The organism is Streptomyces sp. NPDC048639 (assembly GCF_043199075.1).
Taxonomy (GTDB): Bacteria; Actinomycetota; Actinomycetes; order Streptomycetales; family Streptomycetaceae; genus Streptomyces.
In genome coordinates this window covers 1-24821 of record NZ_JBICVP010000001.1, presented here as the reverse complement: position 1 = coordinate 24821, position 24821 = coordinate 1, and the positions used below count along the sequence as shown (strand labels likewise).

The following is a 24821-nucleotide window of genomic DNA, read 5'->3' as shown; positions in this document are numbered from 1 at the left end:
CCTCCCGTAGTCGTCGCACTGATCATGTCGTGTCGCCGGGGTGGCTGCCCAGTGTTTTCTGTAGGGACCCGACAGTGTGCGCCGGATGCCCCTGTCGGGCCCGGATTCTCCGTCGCGGGCCCCGGAACGATAGTTTTCGTGGTAGCCGACCACTACTGAAAGGGTGATCCGTTGAGCCGCTCGGTTCTCGTCACCGGAGGAAACCGGGGCATCGGCCTCGCCATCGCCCGCGCATTCGCCGATGCCGGCGACAAGGTCGCCATAACGTACCGCTCGGGTGAGCCGCCGGAGGGCTTCCTCGCCGTCCGCTGCGACATCACCGATTCCGAGCAGGTCGAGCAGGCCTACAAGGAGATCGAGGAGCGGCACGGTCCGGTCGAGGTGCTCGTGGCCAACGCGGGCGTCACCCGCGACCAGCTGCTGATGCGCATGACCGAGGAGGACTTCGGCGCCGTCCTCGACACCAACCTCACCGGCACCTTCCGCGTCGTGAAGCGGGCCAACCGCGGCATGCTGCGCGCCAAGAAGGGCCGCGTCGTGCTGATCTCCTCCGTGGTCGGGCTGCTCGGCTCGGCGGGCCAGGCGAACTACGCCGCCTCCAAGGCCGGCCTGATCGGGTTCGCTCGCTCGCTCGCCCGCGAACTCGGGTCCCGCAACATCACTTTCAACGTCGTCGCGCCCGGCTTCGTCGACACCGACATGACCAGGGCGCTCGACGACGAGCAGCGGCAGAACATCATGGGCCAGGTGCCGCTCGGCCGGTATGCGCAGCCCGAGGAGATCGCCGCCACCGTGCGCTTCCTCGCCTCGGACGACGCCTCGTACATCACTGGAGCCGTCATCCCCGTTGACGGCGGATTGGGCATGGGTCACTGAACGACATGAGCGGAATCCTCGCCGGAAAGCGCCTCCTCATCACCGGGGTCCTCACCGACTCCTCGATCGCCTTCCACGTCGCCAAGCTCGCCCAGGAGGAGGGCGCCGACGTGGTGCTCACCGGCTTCGGGCGGCTCAGCCTGGTCGAGCGGATCGCCAAGCGGCTGCCCAAGCCCGTCCCGGTGATCGAGCTCGACGTGCAGGACAAGGAGCACCTGGAGAGCCTGGCGAGCAAGGTCGCCGAGCACTTCGGCCCGGACGCCTCGCTCGACGGGGTCGTGCACTCCATCGGCTTCGCGCCGCAGGACGCCCTCGGCGGCAACTTCCTCAACACCGGCTGGGAGTCGGTCGCCACGGCCGTCGAGGTCTCGGCGTACTCGCTGAAGTCCCTGACGATGGCGGTGCTCCCGCTGCTGGAGAAGCGCGGCGGTTCGGTCGTCGGCATGGACTTCGACGCGCAGATGGCGTGGCCGAAGTACGACTGGATGGGCGTCTCCAAGGCCGCCCTGGAGGCCACCTCCCGCTACCTGGCCCGTGACCTCGGCGCCAAGGGCATCCGTTGCAACCTGGTCTCGGCCGGGCCCATCAAGTCGATGGCCGCCAAGTCCATCCCGGGCTTCGACGAGCTGGCGGACGTGTGGAACACCCGCGCCCCGATCGGCTGGGACCTCGCGGACCCGGAGCCGGCCGCGCGCGGTGTCGTGGCGCTGCTCTCCGACTGGTTCCCCAAGACCACCGGCGAGATCGTCCACGTCGACGGCGGCGTGCACATGATGGGCGCCTGATCCCGGGCTCCCCGCAGCGCACCGACGCCCCGGCCTCCTCCGCGGAGGCCGGGGCGTCGCCCGTTCGGGCCAGCCCGGGGGCGGAGCGGCCCCGGGGCGGCCACGCTGAACGGAGTACGACCCCCTTGTGGTGCTCACCCCTTGTGGTGCTCAGCGGCGGGTCCCGCCGCGGTACGGCCGAGGAGGTCCCGGGTTGCGCACGCTCCGCCGTCTCGCCGTCATGGTCCTGGCGCTGATCGCCGGGCTCGCCCCTCCCGCGGCCGTGGCCCGCACCGGCACGGAGCGGGAACCCTTCGGCGCCGCGTGCCGGACCTACGTCCACGGCTCCCGCGCCACGGTGAGCTGCCACAATCCGTATGCCGTGAGCGACTCCGTCCAGTTGCACATCGAATGCGAGCGCTGGTGGGACCCGGACGTGGACACCGAGCCCGCCGAGGCCGGACCCGCGGAGACCGTCGAGATGACGGGCCGCTGCTGGATGGAGATCCGCAGGGCCTGGGTCACTCACCACCGCTCTGGCACATGAACGCGTAGCTCGCCGCCTCGGCGCCCGCGGTCTCCGCGTCACCGGCCCGGATCGCCTCGACCAGCCGGGCGTGATCCACATGGCGCTCGGGACGCAGCTCGCGCCCCACATCGCTGCGCAGCCACTCGCGTACGACATCGCCCAGGTCGGCGTAGAGCTCGGACATCACGTCGTTGTGCGAGGCCGCCACGACCGCCAGGTGGAACGTGCTGTCGACCGCGACGAACGCCTCCGCGTCCCCCGACTCCCACGCCTCCTCGCGCCGCCGCAGCAGGGCGTCGAGCTGCTGCAGATCGCGCTCGGTGCGGCGCTGTGCGGCGAGCCGCGCGGCGGAGGCCTCCAGGGTGCTGCGCAGCTCGGCGATGTGGCGCGGGTCGGCCCCGGCGAAGCGCCGGTGCATGACGCCGGCCAGCTCGCTGGTGGCGATCACGTACGTGCCCGAGCCCTGCCGGATGTCGAGCAGCCCGTTGTGCGCGAGGGCGCGTACGGCCTCCCGGACGGTGTTGCGGGCCACGCCGAGCTGCTCGACCAGCTCGGACTCGGTCGGGATGCGGGAGCCGACCGGCCACTCGCCGGACGTGATCTGGTTCCGCAGAGCCGTGATCACCTGATCGGAGAGCGCGGAGCGGCGGGTGGTGGTCAGCGGCATGACTCTCCGGAACGTGAGACGGGGCGTCGGACGATTGGACAGCCAATCATCCCATGATTCTATGATGGCGGGCATGGCAGGCGACGAAACCCCCGCGAGGACCCCCGCCCCGGCCCGCAGGACGGACCGGGGGACCGCGATCGGTGACAGGGGCCCGTCGGGCAGCACGGCGGTCGGCAGGACAGCGGACACGGCCGGGAGCACGACCGAGGAGGCCGGTATCACCACCAAGGCCGCCACCGGCTGGATCACCCGCCTCGTCGTCGTCGGACTGGTCCTGGCCGCCCTCAACCTGCGCCCGGCCATCACCAGCCTCGGCGCGATGCTCGAAGAGGTCCGCGACGGGCTCGGGATGAGCGGAAGCGTCGCCGGACTGCTGACGTCCGTGCCGCCGCTCTGCTTCGCCGCGTTCGGCGTGATCGCGCCGAGGGCCGCACGACGCTGGGGCTCCGGCACCGTCGTCTGCGCCGGGATGGCCGCGATAGCGACCGGGCTGCTGATACGGCCCTGGGCCGGGGGCACCACCGGCTTCCTCGCCGCCAGCGCCCTGGCGCTGGCGGGCATCGCGGTCAGCAACGTCCTGATGCCGGTGATCGTCAAGCGGTGGTTCCCCGACCGGGTCGGCTCGATGACCGGTCTCTACTCGATGGCGGTGGCCCTCGGCACCGCGCTAGCCGCCGCCGTCACCGTGCCCATGACCGAGGCCCTGGGCGGCAGTTGGCGCACCGGGTTGATGCTGTGGGCCCTGCCCGCGGTGCTCGCCGCCCTGCCCTGGCTGCGGCTCCGCAACCAGCGAGAAGGCTGGGGCGACCGGGGAGACCGGGGAGACCGGGGAGACCGGGGCGGCCGGGTCGGCCTCGGGGGCGAGCAGCCGTCCGCGGCGAGGGCGAGGGCGGCGAGCGCATCGGCAATGCGGCGGGAGCCGGCCTTCAACCCCGTCCGCAGCCGCATCGCCTGGTCGCTCGCCTGCTTCTTCGGCCTCCAGGCCACTGCCGCGTACATCACCATGGGCTGGCTGCCGCAGATCTTCCGGGACGCCGGAGTCCCGGCCTCCACGGCCGGGGTGCTGCTCGCCGTGACCATGGGCCTCGGCGTCCCGCTCTCGTTCGTACTGCCGCAGATCGCCGCCCGTATGCGGCACCAGGGCATGATCGCCGTGGCCCTGGGGCTGTGCGGCCTCTCCGGCTACGCGGGCCTCCACCTCGCCCCGGCCGCCGGAGCCTGGGCCTGGGCGCTGCTGCTGGGGATCTCCAACTGCGCCTTCCCACTGGTCCTCACGCTCATCGGGATGCGCTCACGGACCGGCTCCGGAGTGGTCGGACTGTCCGCCTTCGTGCAGAGCACCGGCTACCTCATCTCGATCCCCGGGCCGCTGCTGGTCGGCGTGCTCTACCAGCACAGCGGCGGATGGGGGCTGCCGCTCGCGCTGATGACCGCGCTGATGGTGCCGCAGATCGTGCTGGGCTTCCTGGCCGGGCGGAACCGGACCGTCGAGGACGAACAGGCGGCAAGGGTCCGAGCCTGACCCCACAGGTGCGGTAGGGGTCCTGGGGGCGCGGTGACGCGCAGGGGCGCCGTGCGGATGGCGGCGCGTACGGACGGGCGGGACCGCGAGCGGGCGGGGCCCGGCCGGGGGACGTCACGGGCGTACCCCCTGCGTCCCTGCCTCCCGGGCCGGGTGCGAGACTGTTGCGCATGCCCGTCCTCGAACCGAACCCGCAGAACAGCCAGAGGAAGCTGCTCGCCATCCTCGGTCTGATGCTCCTCATCACGGTCGTCATCGGCGTGATCGCGTCCATCGCCGCGCCCTGAACGTCCGGGCCGCGCCCGCTCGCCCACGACGCCCGCGCAGCAGGGGTGGGGCCGGCACCCCCATCCCCTAGGGGGCCAGGGTCAGGGTGAAGTGGGTGGATCACCGGATGGGCCGGGCGATCTTCCTTCCGTAGGTTCTCCGTAGCCGCGATGAAGCGGCCGGCGCGGTCGTGGCAGGCGGCCGCGCCACCACCGGATTCCACGGAGGTGGTCCCATGCGGGCCCGCACCCAGCGCTGGACCGCCCCACCGTCCCGGGACGCCTACGAGATCCGGCTTCCGTGGTGGGCCATCGCTCTCCCCGCCGTCGCCTTCGCGGCGCTGCTGCTCCTGATCGCGGGCCCGGCGGAGGCGCACGCCGCGACCGGACAGCAGCCCGTGCTCGTCCACACACTGGAGCGGATCCAGGAGGTCCTGCTCCACCAGCTCCGCTGAGGCCACCGGCTCTGCCGAGTGTCCACCGGCTCCGCCGGGACCGCCGTCCCCGTGGAGACCATCGGCTCCGCGCGGACGGCCGGGTGGCCCCGGGTGTTCCGCACCGCCCCGTGCGCCCGCCCCTGGACACCGGTCCGTCTGTGCCGTCTCCTGCGCATCCGTTCCGTACGGCCCGGTCGGCGCGCGCACGTCACCTTTCCTGGGGGAGCCTCTCAACACCCCGCGCCCCACCGCTGGTTTCATGCGAAGCTGGGACGCATGAGCGTCGCTGCAACTTCCCCGGAAAGCACCCCAGGATCCCCGGAGACCCGCAGGCTCGTCCTCCTCCGGCACGCCAAGGCCGACTGGCCGGAGGTGTCCGACCACGAACGTCCGCTCGCCGAGCGCGGCCGCAAGGAAGCACCCGTTGCCGGGCGCTGGCTCGCGGGGACCGGCATCAGCCCCGGCCTCACCCTCTGCTCCACCGCGATCCGCACCCGTGAGACCTGGAAGCTCGTGGTGCACGAGCTGCCCGAGCGGCCGAAGACCGTCTACGAGGAGCGGCTCTACGATGCCTCGCTCGGCGAGCTCATCGCGCTGCTCAACGAGACGCCCGACGACGTGCGGGATCTGCTCCTCGTCGGGCACAATCCGGGCATGCATGCGCTGGCCGACGCCCTCGCGGGCGAGGCCGAGGGAGACACCCTGGTGCGGATGAATCGGAGCGGGTTCCCGACGGCGTCGGTGGCCGTCGTCGGCTTCAACGGCTCGTGGAAGTCCGTGGAACACGGGGTGGGGAAGCTGCTCGACTACTGGGCGCCGCACGACTAGAGCGTTCCCCGCGGGACCGCGGGACACGGCCACTTGATCACGGCAGGGCCCCGGCGCGATCTTCGCGTCGGGGCCCCACTCGTGCGGTGGTGGGTGCGGTGCGTGAATCTGCGACGACTCGCTGGTGCTGTGGACGGCCGGGGGCTCGCTGAGACGGTTGGCTTGCCCGTGCGGTCGCGGTGAGCGGCCCGCCGCCGTTCAGTCGGCGGCGGTCTCCGCGGCCTCGACCTCTTCGCGCGTGATGCCGAGCAGATAGAGCACGGTGTCGAGGAACGGCACGTTCACGGCGGTGTGGGCGGCCTCGCGGACGACCGGCTTGGCGTTGAAGGCCACACCGAGTCCCGCCGCGTTCAGCATGTCCAGGTCATTGGCGCCGTCGCCGATAGCCACGGTCTGCGCCAGAGGCACCCCCGCCTCGGCGGCGAACCGGCGCAGCAGACGGGCCTTGCCCGCCCGGTCCACGACCTCGCCGATCACCCGGCCGGTGAGCTTCCCGTCGACCACCTCAAGGGTGTTGGCCGACGCGAAGTCCAGCCCCAGCCGTTCCTTGAGATCGTCGGTGACCTGGGTGAACCCGCCCGAGACGACGCCGACTTGATAGCCGAGACGCTTGAGGGTACGGATGAGCGTACGGGCACCGGGGGTGAGCCGGACCTCGGCGCGCACCTTGTCGACCACGGATGTGTCCAGCCCCGCGAGCAGCTTCACCCGCGCGTGCAGCGACTGCTCGAAGTCCAGCTCGCCGCGCATCGCGGCAGCCGTCACCGCGGCGACCTCGGCCCCGGCGCCCGCGTGTTCAGCGAAGAGCTCGATCACCTCGTCCTGGATGAGGGTGGAGTCCACATCCATGACGACCAGGCGCTGGGCCCGGCGCTGCAGCCCGGAGGAGACGACCGCGACATCGACGCCACGGGCGGCTGCCTCCAAGGCCAGTGCGGTGCGCAGCGGCTCGGTCTCGGCGCCCGACACGTCGAACTCCACCGCCGTCACCGGATACTTCGCCAGCCGGAAGATCCGGTCGATGTTGCCCCCGGCTCCGGTGATACGGGCAGCGATGGCGGCCGTGGACTCGGCGGTGAGCGGGCGCCCCAGCACGGTGACGTGCGAACGGCCCGTTCCGCGCGGCCGGTTGTCGCCGCGTCCCGAGATGATCTCCGCCTGGAGCTTCATCGACTCGGCCCAGCCGTGGATCGTGGAGCGCAGCTCACCTTCGGTGACGCTCCCCGAGTCCGGGGCCGTGACCAGGGCGCACAGCACTATCCGCCCTCGGGTGACCACCTGCTCGATGTCTACGACGTCGACCGCGAACGCGGCGAGGGTGTCGAAGAGCCCGGCCGTGATGCCCGGACGGTCCTTCCCGAAGATCTTGACGAGGAGGGTGGGGGTGTCGTCGCCCGGTACGGTCGCGGCAGGCGTGTTCTGCGATGCGCTCATGGTGCTACCACCGTATCCGCCCGTGCTCGGGCACGCCCCACCTGTCCCGCTGTACGGACGGCCCCGGCGGGGGCGGGGAGGGCAGGCCGGACGGTCGCGGCGGGGGCGATCCGGGACCCGGGGAGGGATGGGCCGGTCGCGGACCTCGTGCCGGGTTCCTCGTCCGTACGGGGCGCCGGCGGTGCCTCCGCCGCCGACGGTGATCCCGTAGCCCGTAGCCCGTAGCCCGTAGCCCGTAGCCCGTAGCCCGTAGCCCCGTAGCCCCGTAGCCCCGTAGCCCCGTCGTTCCGCGGCCCCGCCGCCCTGGGCGGCGTGCGTCCGGCGTCAGGGGCCGGTGGGCTGGCGCGATATCGACGGTCGCGCGGGTCCTCTGCCGTGCTCGGTCCCGCCTCCACGTCCACATCGACCTCACCGTGCGGGAAGCCGAGTTGGTCGATAGCTCATGATTCATGGTGATCCGTGGCCGGTTACCGTGCTCCGGGGTGTTTCGGCCGAGTCGGCGATACAAGGGCGCGAACGCGCCACGGGTCGACTTTCGGTTGTGCGGCTGAGCCTGAAATAGTTCCTCACGATGTTCGCCATCCCTAGACTCCGTTGACGGAGTCACTCGGGGGACAAGTAGTGGGGCATGGAGTGCCGGAACTCGTACTGGAATTGAACGGACGCACCTGGACGCTCGATGCGTCACGGTCGTACTCGCTGGGCCGTGATCCGCAGGGCGACCTGGTGGTCGACGACGCCAGAGTGTCGTGGCGGCACGCCACCGTCCATTGGGGCGGCGGCAGTTGGGTGCTCCACGACCACGGGAGCACCAACGGCACGTACATGCGCGGGCAGAAGGTCCAGCAGGTGGAGATCGGACCGGGGTCGGTGGTCCATCTCGGCAACGCGACCGACGGTCCCCGGCTGACCGTCTCCGGCTCCGCCGACGGCGGCCAGGGTGCGCCGTCCGGGACGGCCGCCCCGCAACAGGCCCAGCAGGCGCACCAGCAGGCGGCCGCGCACCCGGTGGCCCACCAGGCGCAGCAGGCCGCGGGCTGGGCCGGGCAGCAGGCCGCCCCGCAGCCGCCGCCCGCGCAGGCCCCGCACCAGCCGCATCAGGCCGCCCCGGCAGCGCACATCCCGCACCAGCAGCAGGCCGCGCAACCGCAGGCCGGCCTTGAGCAGGCCCCCCACGGCGCGCACCAGGCCCCGCACGCCCAGCACGTGGGCGGCCACGTGGGCGGAGCTCCACACCAGCCGTCAACGGGTGCGGCTCCCGGCGGTCCCAGGACCGGCTCCGGCGACCGCGGCCCCACCGGCTTCCACCAGCTCGCCGTCGGCCATGTCATGCGCATCGGCCGTGCGCTGGACAACGAGTTGGTGGTCTCCGACCTCCAGGTCTCGCGCCATCACGCCGAGTTCCACTCCACGCCCGACGGCCGCTTCGAACTCCGCGACCTCGGCAGTCACAACGGCACGTACGTCAACGGCCAGCCGCTCGCCAAGTCCGGCTCGGCCCTCATCGGCCCCAACGACACGGTCGGCGTCGGCCACTCGACGTTCCGCCTCGTCGGCGACCGGCTCGAGGAGTTCGTCGACACCGGTGAGGTCTCCTTCTCCGCCCGCCACTTGACCGTCACGGTCGACGGCGGCAAGCAGATCCTGAAGGACGTCTCCTTCGGCGTCCCGGAGAAGTCCGTGATCGCGGTCATCGGGCCGTCCGGCTCCGGCAAGTCCACGCTGCTGAAGGCGCTCACCGGCTACCGCCCGGCCGACCAGGGCGATGTCCTCTACGACAACCGGAACCTCTACAAGCAGTTCGCCGAGCTGCGCCAGCGCATCGGTCTGGTCCCGCAGGACGACATCCTGCACAAGGAACTGACCGTAAGGACCGCCCTCAAGTACGCGGCCAAGCTCCGCTTCCCCGCGGACACCACCACGGCCGAGCGCAACGCCCGGATCGACGAGGTCCTGCGCGAGCTCAAGCTCGACATCCACAAGGAGAAGCGGATCACCTCGCTCTCCGGCGGCCAGCGCAAGCGTGTCTCGGTGGCGCTGGAGCTGCTGACCAAGCCGTCGCTGATCTTCCTGGACGAGCCGACCTCCGGCCTCGACCCGGGCATGGACCGCGATGTGATGCAGCTCCTGCGCGGTCTGGCCGACGACGGCCGTACGGTCCTGGTGGTCACACACTCCGTGGCCGAGCTGGCCCTCTGCGACAAGCTGCTGGTGATGGCGCCGGGCGGCGCGGTGGCGTACTTCGGCCCGCCGGAGGAAGCGCTCAACTTCTTCGGCTACCAGACCTGGGCGGATGTCTTCTCGGCCTTCGAGAACTACCGCGACTACGACTGGGCCGGCCGCTGGCGCGGCTCCCAGCACTACCAGCTGTACGCCGCGGACTTCGACGCCGTCGCCCCGCAGCAGGTGCAGATGCCGCCCCCGCAGCAGATCCGGCCGCCGAAGCCGCAGAGTTGGGGCGCCCAGTTCTTCACCCTGGTCCGCCGCTATCTGTCGGTGATCGCCTCGGACCGCGGCTTCATGGCCCTGATGCTGCTGCTCCCCGCCGTTCTCGGTGTGGTCAGCACCCTGATCCCGACCGACTTCGGTCTGGCGCGGGGACCGGCGGTCAAGGCCTTCACCAACCGCGACGCGTCCACGATCATGCTGATCCTCGCCGTCGGCGCCTGCTTCGCCGGCGCGGCCAACTCCGTGCGAGAGCTGATCAAGGAACGGGTGATCTACGAGCGCGAGCGTGCGACCGGTCTGTCACGCTCCGCGTATCTGGCGTCCAAGGTGCTCGTGCTCGGCCTGATCACCGCCCTCCAGGGCGCGATCATCAGCGCGATCGGCTTCGCCTCGCGGGACCTGCCGGCCGAGGGCGTGCTCTTCGAGGACCTGCCGGCCGTCGAGATGGCCGCCGCGATCACCGCGCTCGGCTTCACCTCGATGATGTTCGGCCTGATCATTTCCGCGCTCGTCAAGACATCCGAGAAGACGATGCCGCTGCTGGTGATGTTCGCCATCGTCCAGGTGGTCTTCACCGGCGTGCTCTTCCAGCTCTACGACTCCCCGGGCGTGGAGCAGCTCGCCTGGCTGATGCCCTCGAGGTGGGCGGTCTCGGCGATGGGGGCGACGGCCGAGCTGAACCTGCTGCTGCCCTGGGAGAAGGGCAACCCCGACCCCCTGTGGGAGCACACGGCGGGCACCTACCTCCTCGACATGGGCATCCTGCTCGCCATCGGCGTCCTGTGCGGCGTTGCCGTGCAGAAGCTGCTGCGGCGGCACGAGCCCGAGGTGATGCGCAAGTAGCGGGGCTTCCCCCGCCGCGGGCCGGAACGGCCCGGAAAGCCGCCAGGGCGGCGGCACCCTCTCGGGTGCCGCCGCCCTGGCGCGTATGGCGACTCCTGCTGTGTCGCGTGGACCGCGGTTCTTAGTACGCGGAGTCCACGTTGTCCATGGAGCCGTACCGGTCGGCGGCGTAGTTGCAGGCCGCGACGATGTTGGCCACCGGGTCGTACTGCGAGTTCTTGGTGCCCTCGACGTGGTACTGGTCGAAGGTCGGCTTGATCACCTGCAGCAGACCGATGGACGGAACGCCGTTCTGGGCGTTGACGTCCCAGTTGTTGATCGCGTTCGGGTTACCGCCGGACTCACGGATGATGTTGCGGTGAATGCCCTCGTAGGAGCCCGGGATGTTGTTCTTCTTCATGATGTCGAGGGACTCCCGGATCCAACCGTCGAGGTTGTTCGGGTAGCTCTTCGCCGGGGCGGCAGCGCGGGCCTGCGAACGGTTCGCAGTGTCCTTCGCAGCGCGCTCCTTCTTGGCCTTCTCGGCGAACGCGGCCTTCTTCTTGGCCATGTCCGCGGCAGCCTTCTTCTGCTTCGCCGCAAGGTCGGCGAGCTTCTTCTTCTCAGCCTCGGCCTTGGCCTTCTTCGCGGCCTCGGCGGACTTCTGCGTGGCGGTGTCCTTCTGGATCTTGCCAACGCTGTCCGCCTGAAGCTCCGCGACCGGCTTGGCGGAGAGCGCCTGGGAGGACTCCGGCTGCTCGGCCTCGGCCGACCCGGGAACGACCGAGAAGGCCAGGGCCGCGGCTGCGCCTGCAGCGGCGACTCCCGCTGCCGAGAGCTTGTGGGTCTTGGTCAGACGGCGATAACCGGAGAACGTGGGGACGGGCATGAAGTGGACCTCTTCCAAATCGCTCGGTGCCGCAGAGGCCGGATCTTTGGTAGGCGGGCGAATCCCCCCGAGCGGTGGGGGCAGATACGCTCGCCGGTCCGGCAAAAGCGCCGCGTTCGTTCTGCGACGCCGTGCGACGTGAAGAATTCTTAGCGGCGCCAAAAGCCACTTGCAAAGGTGTGATGTACTACGCCGGATCGTGGATACGGCGAAGTCAGGAATACGTTGAAAGGCTTTGCCGAGCGGCTGAAGAGGGGATTTCGATCCCACTAGGAGGGGTCGTAAGTGATGTGCGTTACATGGGGCGGCTCACAATGGAAGAGGGTCCGTCTCACTTTCCGAATTCGCGGATGCGCAGAGTGTGCATCGGGCGGTAATGCTCTGACCTGGGAAAATGAACAGGAGGGGTCAAATCGGGCATAAAGGAACCCCGAATCGGGTCTCCGATCGGGGTTCGGGGATATCGGTACAGCGAATTCGCAGGTCAGCCGGACGGCACGGGAAGCATCAGATGTACATCGCCGAACTCGTGCCAGAGATAGCGGTGGGCCAGCGCGGCCTCATAGGCGCGATCCAGCGCCTCCCGGCCGGTCACCGCCTCCAGCATCAGGAGGTGCGAGGCCTCAGGCTCGTGCAGGCCGGTCAGCAGACCGTCCACCACCCGCACGCCCCGCTCCGGCGTGACGACCAGATCCGTCCAGCCCGAGGCGGCTCGCACCAGCCCCGACGGCAGGGCCGCCGTCTCCAGCGCCCGCACCACCGTCGTCCCGACGGCCAGGACCCGTCCCGCCGTCCGCCCGCCGCCGTCACGCCCGCGCCCCCTGCGGCCCTGGCCGCGGCGCCCGCGCCCGTCCTGCCCGTGCCCGTCCCGCCCGCGGCCCCGCACAGCCCGTACCGCGTTCACCAGCCGCGCCGTCGCCTCCGGGACGGTGAAGCGCTCCGGATACGGCGGCTCGTGCGCCTCCAGCGACGCGACCCCCGTATGCAGCGTGATCGGCGCGATGTGCACACCCCGGCTGACCAGCTCGGCCACCAGCGGCGCGGTGAAGGGCCGGGCCGCGCTCGGCATCTCCGCCGACCCGTCCCCGTCCGGCGCCTCCACCCCGAACACCGTCTGGTACGCGGGCAGCCCCTGATCCCGGTCCGTGTACGGATAGCGGATCGGCCGGCCGTACCGGTGCAGCAGCCCGGGCACCTCCGCCCCGGTCACCCGTCCCCACCACAGCCGCCCGCCAGGCCCGTCCAGCGGCTCCTCCAGCACCAGCGACGCCCCGCCCGGCAGCCGTACGAGCGCGCCGGAACGGTCCACCGGCCGCGGCCGCGTGCTGCCCCGCCCGTCCGGACTCCGCAGCTCCACCGACCGGCGGCCGTCGTCCCCGCGCGTCGAGAAGTGCACGACGACCTTCTCGCCGCGCCCGTCCCCGAGCCGCCCGTCGACCGCCGCGGGAAGCGTGCGCGAGGTGTTCACGACCAGGACGTCCCCGGCCCGGAGGAGCCGCGGCAGCTCCCCGAACGTGTGGTGCGACACCTCCGCGCCCCGGCTCACCAGCAGCCGCACCGAGTCCCGCCCCCGGCCGCTCCCGCGCCGCTCCGCGGGCACCCGCGCCGACAGCTCGTCGGGGATCCGCAGCGCCCCCACCGCGCTCACCGCCGCGCCGCCATGAGCTCCGGGGCCGCGTACCGGCCGCTCGGCGCGGCCCGGTCCAGCAGCGAGAGAAAGGCGGGGACCACCGCATCGGGCAGCGGCCGCCCCGAGAAGTCGTCGTCCGGGACGGCGGCCGCGTAGAGATCCGTGCGCATGTCGCCCGGGTCCACGGCCCAGACCCGCAGCTCGGCTCCTCCTCGGCCAGCACGGCCGAGAGCCGGTCCAGCGCGGCCTTGGACGCGCCGTATCCGCCCCAGGTGCCGTACGCCTCGACCGCCGCGTCCGAGCTCACGTTGATCACGGCACCCGGGGCCGCCGCGCGCAGCAGCGGCAGCGCCTCGTGCAGGAGACCGAGCGGCGCCACCACATTGGTCTCCAGCGCCGTACGCAGGCCCTCGGTCGGCAGGTCGGCCAGGGCGACCAGGGGCTCGGCGCCCAGCGCGCTCGCGTTGTTCACCACCAGGTCCAGGCCGCCCAGATCCCGGGCGGCCGACACCAGCGCGGCCCGGTGCCCGGGGGCCGTGACGTCCCCCGGCAGCGCCACGACCCGTACGCCCGCGCGGCCGATCTCCTCGGCTGCGGACGCGAGCGGCCCCTCCGAGCGCGCGTCCAGCACCAGGTCCCAGCCCCGCCCGGCCAGTGCCGCGGCAAGTGCCCGGCCCAGTCCCTTCGAAGCCCCTGTGATGATCGCCACCGGCATCGGACTCGTCCCCCTTCGCCGTCTCTCCCGTCAAGGTGTCCTCACCGTAGGAAGGGCGGCCGGGCCCCCGCCTCGTCCCGCGGTCGGGTGCCGCCGGGACACTTCGGCCTAGGCCCGGAGGCCGAAGCCGGTGCCTTCTCCGGTCCGATACGACGCCCGGCCCCCGCCGGTACGGTGAGCCCATGACCACCGGCTCCGTACCCGAATCGGGTCTCGCCGCGGTGAGCGCCGCGCTGCTGGCGATGAGCCGCCACCTCGAAGTCCGCGACGTGCTCCAGACGATCGTGGGCTCCGCGCGCGAGCTGCTGGACGCCGAGTACGCGGCCCTCGGGGTGCCCGACGATCACGGGGGCTTCGCCCAGTTCGTGGTGGACGGCGTCAGCGACGAGCAGTGGAAGGCCATCGGCCCCCTGCCCCGGCAGCACGGCATCCTCGCCGCGATGCTCCAGGACGCCACCCCCCAGCGGCTCGCCGACGTCCGGCAGGATCCGCGCTTCGAGGGCTGGCCGCGCACCCACCCCGAACTGTCGGATTTCATCGGGCTGCCCGTCGCCGACGGCGACGAGGTCCTGGCCGCCCTGTTCCTCGCGAACAAGCGGCATCCGGCGGGCGACGCGGAGGCGGGCGGGGCCGGGCCCCGTGACGGCTGCGGCTTCACCGAGGAGGACCAGGCCCTGCTCGGCATCCTCGCCCAGCACGCCGCCATCGCCCTGACCAACGCACGCCTCTACGAACGCAGCCGCGAGCTCACCATCACGGGGGAGCGCGCCCGGCTCGCCCACGAGCTGCACGACGCCGTCTCCCAGAAGCTCTTCTCACTGCGCCTGACCGCCCAGGCCGCGGCAGCCCTCGTCGACCGCGACCCCGCGCGGGCCAAGGGCGAGATGCAGCAGGTCGCCGGTCTGGCCGCCGAGGCGGCGGACGAGCTGCGGGCCGCGGTCGTGGAACTGCGCCCCGCGGCGCTGGACGAGGACGGGCTCGTGGCCACCCTCCGTACCCAGATCCAGGTCCTCGACCGCGCCCACACCGCCGAGGTCACCTTCTCCTCACAGAACGTGCGGGCCCTGCCCGCCGCGCAGGAGGAGGCCGTTCTGCGGGTGGCTCAGGAAGCTCTGCACAACGCGCTGCGGCACTCGGGGGCCGCCCGTGTCGGGGTCTCGCTCGTCCGCTGCGGCCAGGGCGCGGTGCTCCGAATCGAGGACGACGGCCAGGGCTTCGACCCGTCGGCGGTGCGGCGGGCCGGCCGCCACCTGGGGCTGGTGTCGATGCGTGACCGGGCGAGCGGCGTGGGCGGCGCCCTGACCGTGGAGTCGGCGCCCGGAAAGGGCACCCTGATCGAGATGGAGGTGCCCGGTGGCTGAGCGCCGGCGCGGCATCCGCGTCCTGCTCGTCGACGACCACCAGGTCGTACGGCGCGGGCTGCGGACGTTCCTCGAAGTGCAGGACGACATCGAGGTGGTGGGGGAGGCGGCGGACGGCGCGGAAGGGGTCGCGCGCGCCGAGGAACTGCGCCCCGACGTTGTCCTCATGGACGTGAAGATGCCCGGCACCGACGGCATCGAGGCCCTCCGCAAGCTCCGGGCCCTCGACAACCCCGCCCGTGTGCTCGTCGTCACCAGCTTCACCGAGCAGCGCACGGTCGTCCCCGCGCTCCGCGCGGGAGCCAGCGGCTACGTCTACAAGGACGTCGACCCGGACGCCCTGGCCGGCGCCATCCGGTCCGTCCACGCCGGGCACGTCCTGCTGCAGTCCGAGGTCGCCGGGGCGCTGCTCTCCCAGGAAGAGTCGGCGGGGTCCGGCCAGGGGCGGGGCGGCTCGCTCACGGACCGGGAGCGCGAAGTGCTCGCCCTGATCGCCGACGGCCGCTCCAACCGGGAGATCGCACGCGCGCTGGTGCTGTCCGAGAAGACGGTGAAGACCCACGTCTCGAACATCCTGATGAAGCTGGACCTGGCGGACCGGACGCAGGCGGCGCTCTGGGCCGTACGGCACGGTGTGACCGGCTGAGGCGGGGGCCGGGCGCCACGGGCCGGGCGGTGCGTTCACCGCAGGCCGCCCGCCAAACCGAGATTCATACTGTCGGGTGTATGTCGCCCGCATGGCGCAACCGCATGGGCGGTGACCCGTTCTCCATGGTGCCGCGGCGATCCGTCCGCGGTGAAAGCCAGGGAGGGTTAAGAAAGTGATGAACCTCAAGAAGGCCGCTGCCGTCACGATGATCGCCGGTGGGCTCGTCGCCGCCGGTGCCGGTGTCGCCTCTGCCGCCGGTTCGCACGCCCAGAGCGAGGCCGCGTTCTCGCCGGGCATCGTGTCGGGCAACCAGGTCCAGGCGCCGGTCCACGTGCCGGTCAACGTCGCGGGCAACACCGTGAGCGTCATCGGCGCCATGAACCCGGCCTTCGGCAACACGGTCGCCAACTGATCGCTCGTCGCCGGTCAGTACGGACGGGCCCCCGGAGGACACCTCCCCGGGGGCCTGTCCCTTGCCAAGGGCATGTGTCACCGCGGGGCACGGTCCGCCGTACGTCCGTGACCAGCGGTTCCGGGCCAAGGGGGCCGGTGGGCGCTGGGCCGAACGGGGGCATCGCGCCCCTGGGCCGTGTCATCGGGGCAAGCGGGGGCGTTGCGCACCACGTGGCCCCGAAGCCTGGGGTCACGGAACCCAGCAGAAGGAACGTCTTCTTCATGAACACTGCCAAGAGGGCCGCGATCCTCATCGCTTCCGCCGGCGCCGTCGTCGGTGCCTCGGCCGGCGCAGCCGTTGCCGATGGCGCCTCCGCTGTGGCCGCGGGCTCGCCCGGCTTCATCTCCGGCAACGTCATCCAGGCCCCGATCGACATTCCGATCAACCTCTGCGGCAACACGATCGGTGCCCTCGGTGACCTGGCGAACCCGGCGTTCCGGAACACCTGCATCAACAGCGACCGCTGACGCAGAATCCGGCATCAGGGCCCCGTGGGCATCGCCCCCGGGGCCCTTCCGCTGCCCGCGCCGGGCAGGGGTTCAGCGACACCGCCCACGCGCGGACGCCTTGGCGGCCGATTCCGTACGTCCGGGCAGGCTGCCTGTCCGCACCGATGCCGCGCTCTCAGCGTCGTTCCCGCTCCTCCACGTACGCGTTGTACGCCGCCACCTGCGCCCTGCGCGCCGTGCGTTCCACCGGCCGCAGCGCCTCCGCCCGCGCCGCGATCTGCGACGCGCTCATCGCCGCCCCGTGCTCGCGCCCGTCCCCGCTCCCGGCGTCCGGCCCGCTCGCGATGGCGACCAGCGCACCCACCCGCTGCGCCAGTGCCAGCACGCGTACCGCGCGCGGTGGATAGCCCGGCGCCAGGACCTCCCGGCCGCGATCGGCCCGCGCCCGGTACGCCTCGAGCGCCGCGTCCGCCACGGGACCCGAGCCCGCCACATCCATCCGCGACAGCAGGTCGGTCGCGTCCCGCAGTGCCTCGGCCAGTTCGCGCTCCGCCTCACCGAGCGACGGCACGTCCGCCGGCGGCGCATCCCGTACGGGCAGGCAGCGCCACACCACCTCGATGTGCTGGTCCCCGTCGGGACCCGCCGCGTGGACCTCGGGAACGAACCCCAGCGGCTGTCCGCCCGAGGCGATCACGGCCTCTTCCGCTTCCAACGCCCGGGCGTTGAAGTCCGGCGGCCCGCACAGACCGAGCGGATGCCCCGGTGTGGGCAGTGCCACGAGCAGTCCGGTCACGCCGAACGCGCGGAGCCGTCCGAGCGCGAGGCTCAGGCCGACGGGATCCGCCTCGCCGGGCAGCCCCTCGATCCGGTGCAGTGCGTCGTCCGCCACAATGCGGTGCACGGCTTCGTCGGGCGAGACAAGTCCGGCGATAAGGGCATTTCCCCAGGCGGCCAGCCGCCCTGAACGCGGTTCCGTGAGCATGGGACCAGCCTAGAGACCGACCCCGCCGACCGGTGGCGTAGGTTTTCCCTGGGGGCTGCGTCCACAGGCGCACACGACAGCCGAGACTGCATGGGAGACAACGCGCTCATGAGCGATGTACTGGAGCTGGTGGACGTATCCGTGGTCCGCGAGGGCCGGGCTCTGGTGGACCAGGTCTCCTGGTCGGTCGCCGAAGGCGAGCGCTGGGTGATCCTCGGCCCCAACGGCGCCGGCAAGACGACGCTGCTCAACATCGCCTCCAGCTACCTCTTCCCGAGCAGCGGCACCGCGCAGATCCTCGGCGAGAAGCTCGGCAGCGTCGACGTCTTCGAACTGCGCCCCCGCATCGGCATGGCCGGCGTCAACATGGTCGACAAGCTGCCGAACCGCCAGACCGTTCTGGAGACCGTCCTCACCGCCGCGTACGGCATGACCGCGCACTGGCACGAGAACTACGAGTCCGTGGACGAGGAGCGCGCCCGTGCCTTCCTCGACCGGCTCGGCATGAACGATTATCTGGACCGCAAGTTCGGCACCCTCTCCGAGGGCGAGCGCAAGCGCACCCTGATCGCCCGCGCGATGATGACCGACCCCGAGCTGCTCCTGCTCGACGAGCCGGCGGCCGGGCTCGACCTGGGCGGCCGCGAGGACCTCGTACGGCGACTGGGACGGCTCGCCCGCGACCCGATGGCCCCGTCCATGATCATGGTGACGCATCACGTCGAGGAGATCGCCCCCGGGTTCACCCACGTGCTGATGATCCGTCAGGGCAAGGTGCTGGCCGCCGGCCCGGTGGAGACCACGCTCAACTCCCGCAATCTGTCGCTGTGTTTCGGGTTGCCGTTGGTCGTCGATTGCAACGGTGAGCGGTGGACCGCCCAGGGCCTGCCGCTGAAGGGCTGACCGCTCCGGGGGCGCCGGTCGTTGCCGAAGTCCCCTCTCCGAAGCCCTTTCCCGAAGCGTCCATACGGTTCCTGAACCAACGATCCGGAACGCGCAGTTCCTGAACACCCGCCTTGTCGCTGGGCGTTCGCCGATCACTCTGTCCGATCGGCCCCTGTCGGCAATGAGGTCACCACGCCTACGATGAAGACGTGGATCCATGGGTGTGGTGGCTGATCGCCGCCGTCGGGCTTGGCATACCTCTCGTTCTCACCGCGATGCCCGAGTTCGGGATGTTCGCGGTCGGCGCCGTGGCGGCCGCCGTCACGGCCGCGCTGGGCGCCGGCACGGTGCCTCAAGTGCTCGTGTTCGCCGCCGTCTCCGTCGCTCTCATCGCCGTCGTCCGGCCGATCGCCGCCCGGCACCGACGGCAGCGGCCCCAGATGGCCAGCGGCATCGATGCGTTGAAGGGGCGTCAGGCCGTCGTCCTCGAACGGGTCGACAGCGGCGGCGGCCGGATCAAGCTCGCGGGCGAGGTCTGGTCGGCCCGTACGCTCGACTCCGATCAGGTCTGCGAAGTGGGCCAGCAGGTCGACGTGGTCGACATCGACGGTGCGACCGCCGTGGTGATGTGAGCGGCCGTGGTGAGGTGACGCCTGCTCAACCACCCGTCAGATGGCTGGAATCCGCACCCCGCGGGGCCGCTCTCTGCGAGACTCGATCATCAAGCAACCGAAGGGGTAACGGGGAGCATCCATGGAACCGATCATCATCGTCCTGATCATCCTGGTGGTGCTCGTCTTCATCGCACTCATGAAGACGGTGCAGGTCATCCCCCAGGCCAGCGCCGCCATCGTGGAGCGCTTCGGCCGATACACCCGCACCCTCAACGCGGGCCTCAACATCGTCGTCCCGTTCATCGACTCGATCCGCAACCGGATCGACCTCCGTGAACAGGTCGTCCCGTTCCCGCCGCAGCCCGTCATCACCCAGGACAACCTGGTCGTCAACATCGACACCGTCATCTACTACCAGGTGACCGACGCCCGGGCCGCGACGTACGAAGTCGCCAGCTACATCCAGGCGATCGAGCAGCTCACCGTCACCACGCTCCGCAACATCATCGGTGGCATGGACCTCGAGCGGACCCTCACGTCCCGCGAGGAGATCAACGCCGCGCTCCGCGGAGTGCTGGACGAGGCCACCGGCAAGTGGGGCATCCGCGTCAACCGCGTCGAGCTGAAGGCCATCGAACCGCCCACCTCCATCCAGGACTCGATGGAGAAGCAGATGCGCGCCGACCGCGACAAGCGCGCGGCGATCCTCACCGCGGAGGGCATCCGCCAGTCCCAGATCCTCACCGCGGAGGGCGAGAAGCAGTCCGCGATCCTGCGCGCCGAGGGTGAGGCCAAGGCCGCGGCCCTGCGTGCGGAGGGCGAGGCCCAGGCGATCCGTACGGTCTTCGAGTCCATCCACGCCGGAGACGCGGACGAGAAGCTGCTCTCGTACCAGTACCTCCAGATGCTCCCGAAGATCGCCGAAGGCGATGCCAACAAGCTCTGGATCGTGCCCAGCGAGATCGGCGACGCGCTCAAGGGGCTCAGCGGCGCCGTCGGCAACTTCGGTCCGATGGCCGGAGGCGGCGGCCAGGCCCCGGCCGCGCCTGCGACCTCCGCACCCAAGACGCCCGCCCCGCGCCGGGAGCAGCCCCCGCTGGACTGAGCCGCGGAGCTACGCGGTGACGGGCGCTCCTCCGGCGGATCCGGACGACGACCCGGGCGAGGAGCTGGTCGACAGGTCCGGGACGACGAATCCGGGCGACGGCTCCGGACGAGCGCAGCCCCGCTGCTGATCGCCGCCCGCCGTCCGGCATGATCGGTGCGGGAGACACCGATCACCGGAAGGCACAGCGTGGGCATCTGGGAGGCTCTGGCCGTATTCGCGGCAGGCATCGCAGCCGGCACGATCAACACCATCGTCGGCTCCGGCACACTGATCACTTTCCCGGTGCTGCTCGCCGTGGGCCTGCCGCCCGTCACCGCGAACGTCTCCAACAGCCTCGGTATCGTCCCCGGCTCGATCGGCGGCGCCATCGGCTACCGCCGTGAACTGCGGGGCCAGCGGAGCCGCGTCCTGCGCCTCGGCGTCGTCGCCCTCATCGGCGGACTCATCGGCGCCGCCCTGCTGATCGTCCTGCCGTCGGACGCCTTCGACACGATCGTGCCGGTGCTCGTGGGCCTGGCGGTGGTGCTGGTCGCCGTCCAGCCGTGGCTGGCGCGCGCCGTTCAGCGCCACCTGGCGCGCAGGGCCACGGCCGACGCCACCGATACTGCTGCCCCTGCCGGTGCCCACAGCGACGGTGCATCGAGGGAAAGCACTCCCGGTGAAGTTACCGCCGGTGATGACACTCCCGGTGACGGCCCTCCCGGTGACGGCGCCGCGGACCAGCCCGGCGCACGCCCCCGCCGGGGAGACCGCAGCCCGGTCCTGCTGCTCGGCCTCCTCCTCGCCAGCGCCTACGGCGGCTACTTCGGCGCGGCTCAGGGAATTCTCTATCTCTCCATGATGGGTCTGCTGCTCGACGAGAATCTGCAACGGCTCAACGCCGTCAAGAACGTTCTCGCCGCCCTCGTCAACGCCGTCGCCGCCCTCTTCTTCCTCTTCGTCGCCGACTTCGACTGGACCGCCGTCCTGCTCATCGCCGCCGGGTCCGCACTCGGCGGCCCCCTCGGCGCCACCGTCGGCCGCCGCCTTCCGCCCGCCGCGCTCCGCGCCATCGTCGTCGTGGTCGGTGTCGTCGCGATGGTCCGCCTGCTCCTCACCTGAGCAAGCAGCAGACGGACCCTCCGCTCACGCGGGCACGCGCGCACCCGGCGCCGGCAGCCACTCGGGCAGCGCCTCACGTCCCGACATCCCCAGCGCCAGCACCAGAGCATCCGCCGGCGTCGGCTCGAACGGCTTGCTGAGCAGCCGCATCCCCGCCTGCTCCGGCGTACGGTCGGCCTTGCGGTGGTTGTCCTCGGCGCAGGCCGCGACGGTATTCAGCCACGTGTCCGTACCACCGTGCGAACGCGGCAGCACGTGGTCCACCGTCGTCGCCCGCCGCCCGCAGTACGCGCAGCGGTGCCGGTCACGCACCAGCACACCCCGCCGCGACCAGGGCGCCCGTCTTCGGAACGGCACCCGTACGTACCGGCAGAGCCTGATCACCTGCGGCACCGGAAGCTCCACTGCCGCGGCGCGTACCCGCAGGCCGGAGTGAGCCTGCTCCACGACGGCCTTGTCCTGCAGAACGAGCACCACCGCGCGCCGCAGCGACACCGTCGACAGCGGCTCGAAGCTCGCGTTCAGTACCAGCGTCTCGCGCATCCGTAGCCCACCTCCCGGGTCCCCCGCCGCGTGGCGGGCTCGGCTCAACTCTGGCCGCGCGCACCGGTCGGAACAACGCAATTTCCTGTACGGGAGGGGGCTCGGGGGTGAAGACGTGAAAACCCGCCCGCTCCGCCACACACGATGTGGCAGGGCGGGCGGGTCACTGCGCCGTACGAGCGGAGGGGCCGGTGCGACAGGCAGTCGCCCCCGCCCCCCACGGCATCGGCACTCTCAGTCCGCCACGTCAGTCCGTGCCGAACTCGCCGATCACATGGGCGCGCCCCAGGGTGTGGAACCGCAGGTTGAAGCCCACGGCCGCCGGCGTCGCGTCCGCGTCCGGACCCAGCTTCTCCGAGTCCACGGCGTACACCGTGAACACATAGCGGTGCCTCTCCCCGGGAGGCGGGGCGGCCCCGCCGAAGTTCCGCTCCCCGAAGTCGTTCCGCACGTGCACGGCCCCCTCGGGCACCCCGCCGAACGTGCCGCTTCCGGCACCCGCGGGCAGCTCCGTGACATCGGCGGGGATGTCGAAGAGCACCCAGTGCCAGAAGCCGCTGCCGGTCGGCGCGTCCGGGTCGAAGCACGTCACCGCGAAGCTCTCGGTCTCCGCGGGGAACCCCTCCCACCGGAGGTGGGGCGAGGTGTTGTCCTTCGCGAACACCTGGGCATCGGCCAGCGTCGCCCCCGGCGCCACGTCATCGCTCACCACGGTGAACGAGGGCACCTCCGGGTGGAAGTCGTGCGGGAGCGGCGGCCGCTTGAGCTCGGACACGTCGAAACCTCCTGATCGGATGGCTCGGGATGGATCCAGTGGATCTCTGCCTCTCCGAGCCTAGAACCAGTTGCGGCGACCGCCGACCTCGGCGAGCCACTGGTTGAGATACGCAGCCCAGTCGGTCTCCTGGAAGTTCTGGAGGTTGACGGCGAACGAGCGGTAGGAGTCGGTGCCTTCGGTGAACAGACCCGGCTTCTTGTCCATCTCCAGGACGACGTCCATCTCGTGGCCGTCCGCGATGAACGTCAGCTCGACCTGGTTCAGGCCCCGGTACTGCTGCGGGGCGAAGAACTCGATCTCCTGGTAGAACGGCAGCCGCTGGCGCGTGCCGCGGATGTGCCCGCGCTCCAGGTCCGCGCTCCTGAAACCGAAGCCCAGCGCGCCGAAGGCGTCCAGGATGGCCTGCTGCGCCGGCAGAGGATGGACGTTGATCGGGTCGAGGTCGCCCGAGTCCACGGCGCGCGCGATCTGCAGCTCCGTGGTCACCCCCATCTCCATCCCCGTCAGGTGCCGCCCCATGAACATCGTGATCGGGGTCTCCCAGGGGATCTCCAGCCCGAACGGCACCGCGTGCACGGCACCGGGCTGCACCTCGAAGGCACCGCCGAGTTGCTTCCGGTGGAACTCGACGTTCTGCTTGACGTCCTGTCCGTTGACCTGCACGTCCTCGCGCTCGACCCGCGACTGAAGGCCGACGGCGAGTCCCTCGATCTGCTGCGCCACGGACCCGCCCTGGATCCGCACTTCACCCTGCACGACTCCGCCCGGCACGACGTTCGCCTCGGTCAGCACGGTTTCGACGGATGCCCCGCCGGCGCCCATGCTCGCGAGCAGCTTCTTGAAGCCCATGTTCTTCCTCCCCGGGCGAAACCAAGTCTCGCCGCGACAACTCTTGACCTCTAGATACGCCCCACAGCACCGGGCGGTTCCGCTCGGCCAACGGTGGCAAGCCGGCCGCCGTATGGCCAGCCGCCGTACGTACCAGGTGCACTACGCTCGGAGCGCATGCCGCACCGTACGCCGCTCCCGCGCGACTTCTTCGACCGGCCCGTACTCGAGGTCGCCCCGGACCTCCTCGGCCGCACCCTCGTCCGCACGACGCCCGAGGGCACGATCGAGGTGCGGCTGACGGAAGTCGAGGCGTACGACGGCTCGACGGACCCCGGCTCGCACGCGTACCGCGGCCGCACTGCGCGCAACGCCACGATGTTCGGCCCGCCCGGCCACGCCTACGTCTACTTCATCTACGGCATGTGGTTCGCGATGAACCTGGTCTGCGGACCGGTGGACCGCGCGAGCGCCGTGCTCCTCCGCGCCGGTGAGATCACAGAGGGAGCGGAGTTGGCGCGGACACGGAGGCCCACGGCGCGCAAGGACAGCCAACTCGCCCAGGGCCCCGCCCGTCTGGCCACCGCTCTCGATGTGGACCGTGCCCTCAACGGCGTGGACATCTGCACCGGTCCGGGCTCTGCGCTGTCGGTGCTTGAGGGAGAACCGGTGGACCGGGACCGCGTCCGCAGCGGACCGCGTACGGGAGTCGGAGGTGAAGGGGCCGTCCACCCTTGGCGTTTCTGGATCGACGGCGACCCGACTGTCAGCCCGTACCGCGCTCATACGCCTCGTCGCCGTAGCCAGAAGGCGACTTGACTCCCAGTCCGGAAACGCCTAACGTAGCCCGAGCCGCTTGACACGGGAAGAGCCGCGAACGGCCCCAGCCGAACGCCAGACCCGCAAGCGGCACAGCCATCACTACGAGCTTCTCCCTCACCGGGGACAATTTCGGCATGCCGAAATTCGTGCCGAAGGGGGCGATTATGAATCGCCAGGGAAACCCGCTAGTGTGGTGAACACCGAAGGGAAGCGCCCGGAGAAACCAGGGATGGTTTTGAAGGAAGCGTCCGTTCCTTGAGAACTCAACAGCGTGCCAAAAGTCAACGCCAGATATGTTGATACCCCGTCTTCGGGCCATTTTGGTCCGGGGCGTGGTTCCTTTGAAGAAAACACACAGCGAGGACGCTGTGAACTGCCGGATTATTCCTCCGGTGGTTCCGCTCTCGTGGTGTT

25 protein-coding genes and 1 pseudogene are annotated in these 24821 nt (G+C 71.0%); 17 read left to right on the top strand and 9 right to left on the bottom strand.

The window, feature by feature from the left end:
• Nucleotides 1–171: 171 nt before the first annotated feature.
• The 3 genes from fabG to ACGFNH_RS00120 all read left to right on the top strand — a co-directional run bounded on the left by fabG (nt 172) and on the right by ACGFNH_RS00120 (nt 2187).
• Nucleotides 172–876 (top strand): 3-oxoacyl-[acyl-carrier-protein] reductase, encoded by a 705-nt coding sequence (fabG, locus tag ACGFNH_RS00130; protein WP_393650685.1) that lies wholly within the window; start codon nt 172–174, stop codon nt 874–876.
• A gap of 5 nt (nt 877–881) precedes the next feature.
• Nucleotides 882–1661: an enoyl-ACP reductase FabI gene (gene fabI / locus ACGFNH_RS00125; RefSeq protein ID WP_393650684.1), complete on the top strand. Its 780-nt coding sequence runs from the start codon at nt 882–884 to the stop codon at nt 1659–1661.
• 193 nt (nt 1662–1854) lie between these two features.
• Nucleotides 1855–2187, top strand: a complete 333-nt coding sequence (locus tag ACGFNH_RS00120) for a hypothetical protein (protein ID WP_393650683.1) — start codon at nt 1855–1857, stop codon at nt 2185–2187.
• Here the strand turns inward: ACGFNH_RS00120 and ACGFNH_RS00115 are convergent.
• Nucleotides 2162–2836 (bottom strand): FadR/GntR family transcriptional regulator, encoded by a 675-nt coding sequence (locus ACGFNH_RS00115; RefSeq protein WP_393650682.1) that lies wholly within the window; start codon nt 2834–2836, stop codon nt 2162–2164. The two genes, ACGFNH_RS00120 and ACGFNH_RS00115, sit on opposite strands and share 26 nt — an antisense overlap.
• A 73-nt stretch (nt 2837–2909) precedes the next feature.
• Between ACGFNH_RS00115 and ACGFNH_RS00110 the strand changes: the two genes are divergently transcribed.
• The 4 genes from ACGFNH_RS00110 (at nt 2910) to ACGFNH_RS00095 (ending at nt 5892) form a co-directional block, all read left to right on the top strand.
• Nucleotides 2910–4361 (top strand): CynX/NimT family MFS transporter, encoded by a 1452-nt coding sequence (locus ACGFNH_RS00110; protein WP_393650681.1) that lies wholly within the window; start codon nt 2910–2912, stop codon nt 4359–4361.
• A gap of 170 nt (nt 4362–4531) precedes the next feature.
• Nucleotides 4532–4648: an SGM_5486 family transporter-associated protein gene (locus ACGFNH_RS00105; RefSeq protein ID WP_393650680.1), complete on the top strand. Its 117-nt coding sequence runs from the start codon at nt 4532–4534 to the stop codon at nt 4646–4648.
• 215 nt (nt 4649–4863) lie between these two features.
• Nucleotides 4864–5082 carry a hypothetical protein gene (locus ACGFNH_RS00100; RefSeq protein ID WP_393650679.1) on the top strand — a complete coding sequence of 73 codons (219 nt, stop codon included), beginning with the start codon at nt 4864–4866 and terminating at the stop codon, nt 5080–5082.
• Nucleotides 5083–5340: 258 nt separating this feature from the next.
• Entirely contained in the window at nt 5341–5892 is a 552-nt protein-coding gene (locus ACGFNH_RS00095) for a SixA phosphatase family protein (RefSeq protein ID WP_393650678.1), read from the top strand.
• A gap of 198 nt (nt 5893–6090) precedes the next feature.
• Here ACGFNH_RS00095 and serB read toward each other — a convergent pair whose 3' ends face one another.
• A complete protein-coding gene (gene serB, locus ACGFNH_RS00090; protein WP_393650677.1) occupies nt 6091–7326 on the bottom strand; it encodes a phosphoserine phosphatase SerB in 1236 nt (411 codons plus the stop codon).
• 621 nt (nt 7327–7947) lie between these two features.
• Between serB and ACGFNH_RS00085 the strand changes: the two genes are divergently transcribed.
• The gene (locus ACGFNH_RS00085) at nt 7948–10617 is read left to right on the top strand and encodes an FHA domain-containing protein (RefSeq protein WP_393650676.1); all 2670 of its coding nucleotides are present in this window, start codon (nt 7948–7950) and stop codon (nt 10615–10617) included.
• A 121-nt stretch (nt 10618–10738) separates the two neighbouring features.
• On the opposite strand, the gene ACGFNH_RS00080 is transcribed toward ACGFNH_RS00085, so the two are convergent.
• The 3 genes and pseudogenes from ACGFNH_RS00080 to ACGFNH_RS00070 form a co-directional block, all read right to left on the bottom strand.
• A complete protein-coding gene (locus tag ACGFNH_RS00080) occupies nt 10739–11485 on the bottom strand; it encodes a transglycosylase SLT domain-containing protein (RefSeq protein WP_393650675.1) in 747 nt (248 codons plus the stop codon).
• 484 nt (nt 11486–11969) lie between these two features.
• Nucleotides 11970–13133 (bottom strand): S-adenosylmethionine:tRNA ribosyltransferase-isomerase, encoded by a 1164-nt coding sequence (locus ACGFNH_RS00075; protein WP_393650674.1) that lies wholly within the window; start codon nt 13131–13133, stop codon nt 11970–11972.
• Nucleotides 13130–13830, bottom strand: a pseudogene (locus ACGFNH_RS00070) (SDR family NAD(P)-dependent oxidoreductase). The gene ACGFNH_RS00075 and the pseudogene ACGFNH_RS00070 overlap by 4 nt, the downstream one beginning before the upstream one ends.
• Nucleotides 13831–14012: 182 nt before the next feature.
• On the opposite strand from ACGFNH_RS00070, the gene ACGFNH_RS00065 reads away from it, so the two are divergent.
• The 4 genes from ACGFNH_RS00065 to ACGFNH_RS00050 all read left to right on the top strand — a co-directional run bounded on the left by ACGFNH_RS00065 (nt 14013) and on the right by ACGFNH_RS00050 (nt 16761).
• Complete coding sequence (locus tag ACGFNH_RS00065; protein WP_393650673.1) at nt 14013–15191, top strand: GAF domain-containing sensor histidine kinase; 1179 nt, start codon at nt 14013–14015, stop codon at nt 15189–15191.
• On the top strand, nt 15184–15837 hold the full coding sequence (locus tag ACGFNH_RS00060) for a response regulator (RefSeq protein ID WP_393650672.1): 654 nt from the start codon (nt 15184–15186) through the stop codon (nt 15835–15837). The genes ACGFNH_RS00065 and ACGFNH_RS00060 overlap by 8 nt, the downstream gene beginning before the upstream one ends.
• Nucleotides 15838–16012: 175 nt before the next feature.
• Nucleotides 16013–16252 (top strand): chaplin, encoded by a 240-nt coding sequence (locus ACGFNH_RS00055; protein WP_393650671.1) that lies wholly within the window; start codon nt 16013–16015, stop codon nt 16250–16252.
• 263 nt (nt 16253–16515) lie between these two features.
• Nucleotides 16516–16761: a chaplin gene (locus ACGFNH_RS00050; RefSeq protein ID WP_393650670.1), complete on the top strand. Its 246-nt coding sequence runs from the start codon at nt 16516–16518 to the stop codon at nt 16759–16761.
• Between the two features lie 157 nt (nt 16762–16918).
• Here the strand turns inward: ACGFNH_RS00050 and ACGFNH_RS00045 are convergent, their stop codons facing one another.
• Nucleotides 16919–17728 (bottom strand): hypothetical protein, encoded by an 810-nt coding sequence (locus ACGFNH_RS00045; RefSeq protein ID WP_393650669.1) that lies wholly within the window; start codon nt 17726–17728, stop codon nt 16919–16921.
• Nucleotides 17729–17836: 108 nt separating this feature from the next.
• Here ACGFNH_RS00045 and ACGFNH_RS00040 point away from each other — a divergent pair, with 108 nt between their 5' ends.
• The 4 genes from ACGFNH_RS00040 (at nt 17837) to ACGFNH_RS00025 (ending at nt 21436) form a co-directional block, all read left to right on the top strand.
• The gene (locus tag ACGFNH_RS00040) at nt 17837–18631 is read left to right on the top strand and encodes an ABC transporter ATP-binding protein (protein WP_393650668.1); all 795 of its coding nucleotides are present in this window, start codon (nt 17837–17839) and stop codon (nt 18629–18631) included.
• Between the two features lie 191 nt (nt 18632–18822).
• A complete protein-coding gene (locus ACGFNH_RS00035) occupies nt 18823–19245 on the top strand; it encodes an NfeD family protein (RefSeq protein WP_393650667.1) in 423 nt (140 codons plus the stop codon).
• A gap of 121 nt (nt 19246–19366) precedes the next feature.
• Nucleotides 19367–20332, top strand: a complete 966-nt coding sequence (locus tag ACGFNH_RS00030; protein WP_393650666.1) for an SPFH domain-containing protein — start codon at nt 19367–19369, stop codon at nt 20330–20332.
• Between the two features lie 189 nt (nt 20333–20521).
• Nucleotides 20522–21436, top strand: a complete 915-nt coding sequence (locus ACGFNH_RS00025) for a sulfite exporter TauE/SafE family protein (protein ID WP_393650665.1) — start codon at nt 20522–20524, stop codon at nt 21434–21436.
• A 24-nt stretch (nt 21437–21460) separates the two neighbouring features.
• On the opposite strand, the gene ACGFNH_RS00020 is transcribed toward ACGFNH_RS00025, so the two are convergent.
• From ACGFNH_RS00020 to ACGFNH_RS00010, 3 genes are all read right to left on the bottom strand, one after another.
• Complete coding sequence (locus tag ACGFNH_RS00020; protein ID WP_393650664.1) at nt 21461–21979, bottom strand: HNH endonuclease; 519 nt, start codon at nt 21977–21979, stop codon at nt 21461–21463.
• Between the two features lie 247 nt (nt 21980–22226).
• Nucleotides 22227–22754 (bottom strand): YbhB/YbcL family Raf kinase inhibitor-like protein, encoded by a 528-nt coding sequence (locus tag ACGFNH_RS00015; protein ID WP_393650663.1) that lies wholly within the window; start codon nt 22752–22754, stop codon nt 22227–22229.
• 60 nt (nt 22755–22814) lie between these two features.
• Nucleotides 22815–23606, bottom strand: coding sequence for a sporulation protein (locus ACGFNH_RS00010; RefSeq protein ID WP_393650662.1), 792 nt, complete (start codon nt 23604–23606; stop codon nt 22815–22817).
• Between the two features lie 156 nt (nt 23607–23762).
• Between ACGFNH_RS00010 and ACGFNH_RS00005 the strand changes: the two genes are divergently transcribed.
• Nucleotides 23763–24404, top strand: coding sequence for a DNA-3-methyladenine glycosylase (locus ACGFNH_RS00005; RefSeq protein ID WP_393650661.1), 642 nt, complete (start codon nt 23763–23765; stop codon nt 24402–24404).
• Nucleotides 24405–24821: the final 417 nt, after the last annotated feature.

Bases quoted from the DNA above. Each gene is read 5' to 3' on its own strand.
- fabI (WP_393650684.1), top strand. From the start codon at position 882: ATGAGCGGAATCCTCGCCGGAAAGCGCCTCCTCATCACCGGGGTCCTC.
- ACGFNH_RS00115 (WP_393650682.1), bottom strand. From the start codon at position 2,836: ATGCCGCTGACCACCACCCGCCGCTCCGCGCTCTCCGATCAGGTGATC.
- ACGFNH_RS00110 (WP_393650681.1), top strand. From the start codon at position 2,910: ATGGCAGGCGACGAAACCCCCGCGAGGACCCCCGCCCCGGCCCGCAGG.
- ACGFNH_RS00105 (WP_393650680.1), top strand. From the start codon at position 4,532: ATGCCCGTCCTCGAACCGAACCCGCAGAACAGCCAGAGGAAGCTGCTC.
- ACGFNH_RS00100 (WP_393650679.1), top strand. From the start codon at position 4,864: ATGCGGGCCCGCACCCAGCGCTGGACCGCCCCACCGTCCCGGGACGCC.
- ACGFNH_RS00095 (WP_393650678.1), top strand. From the start codon at position 5,341: ATGAGCGTCGCTGCAACTTCCCCGGAAAGCACCCCAGGATCCCCGGAG.
- serB (WP_393650677.1), bottom strand. From the start codon at position 7,326: ATGAGCGCATCGCAGAACACGCCTGCCGCGACCGTACCGGGCGACGAC.
- ACGFNH_RS00080 (WP_393650675.1), bottom strand. From the start codon at position 11,485: ATGCCCGTCCCCACGTTCTCCGGTTATCGCCGTCTGACCAAGACCCAC.
- ACGFNH_RS00065 (WP_393650673.1), top strand. From the start codon at position 14,013: ATGACCACCGGCTCCGTACCCGAATCGGGTCTCGCCGCGGTGAGCGCC.
- ACGFNH_RS00050 (WP_393650670.1), top strand. From the start codon at position 16,516: ATGAACACTGCCAAGAGGGCCGCGATCCTCATCGCTTCCGCCGGCGCC.
- ACGFNH_RS00045 (WP_393650669.1), bottom strand. From the start codon at position 17,728: ATGCTCACGGAACCGCGTTCAGGGCGGCTGGCCGCCTGGGGAAATGCC.
- ACGFNH_RS00040 (WP_393650668.1), top strand. From the start codon at position 17,837: ATGAGCGATGTACTGGAGCTGGTGGACGTATCCGTGGTCCGCGAGGGC.
- ACGFNH_RS00030 (WP_393650666.1), top strand. From the start codon at position 19,367: ATGGAACCGATCATCATCGTCCTGATCATCCTGGTGGTGCTCGTCTTC.
- ACGFNH_RS00020 (WP_393650664.1), bottom strand. From the start codon at position 21,979: ATGCGCGAGACGCTGGTACTGAACGCGAGCTTCGAGCCGCTGTCGACG.
- ACGFNH_RS00010 (WP_393650662.1), bottom strand. From the start codon at position 23,606: ATGGGCTTCAAGAAGCTGCTCGCGAGCATGGGCGCCGGCGGGGCATCC.
- ACGFNH_RS00005 (WP_393650661.1), top strand. From the start codon at position 23,763: ATGCCGCACCGTACGCCGCTCCCGCGCGACTTCTTCGACCGGCCCGTA.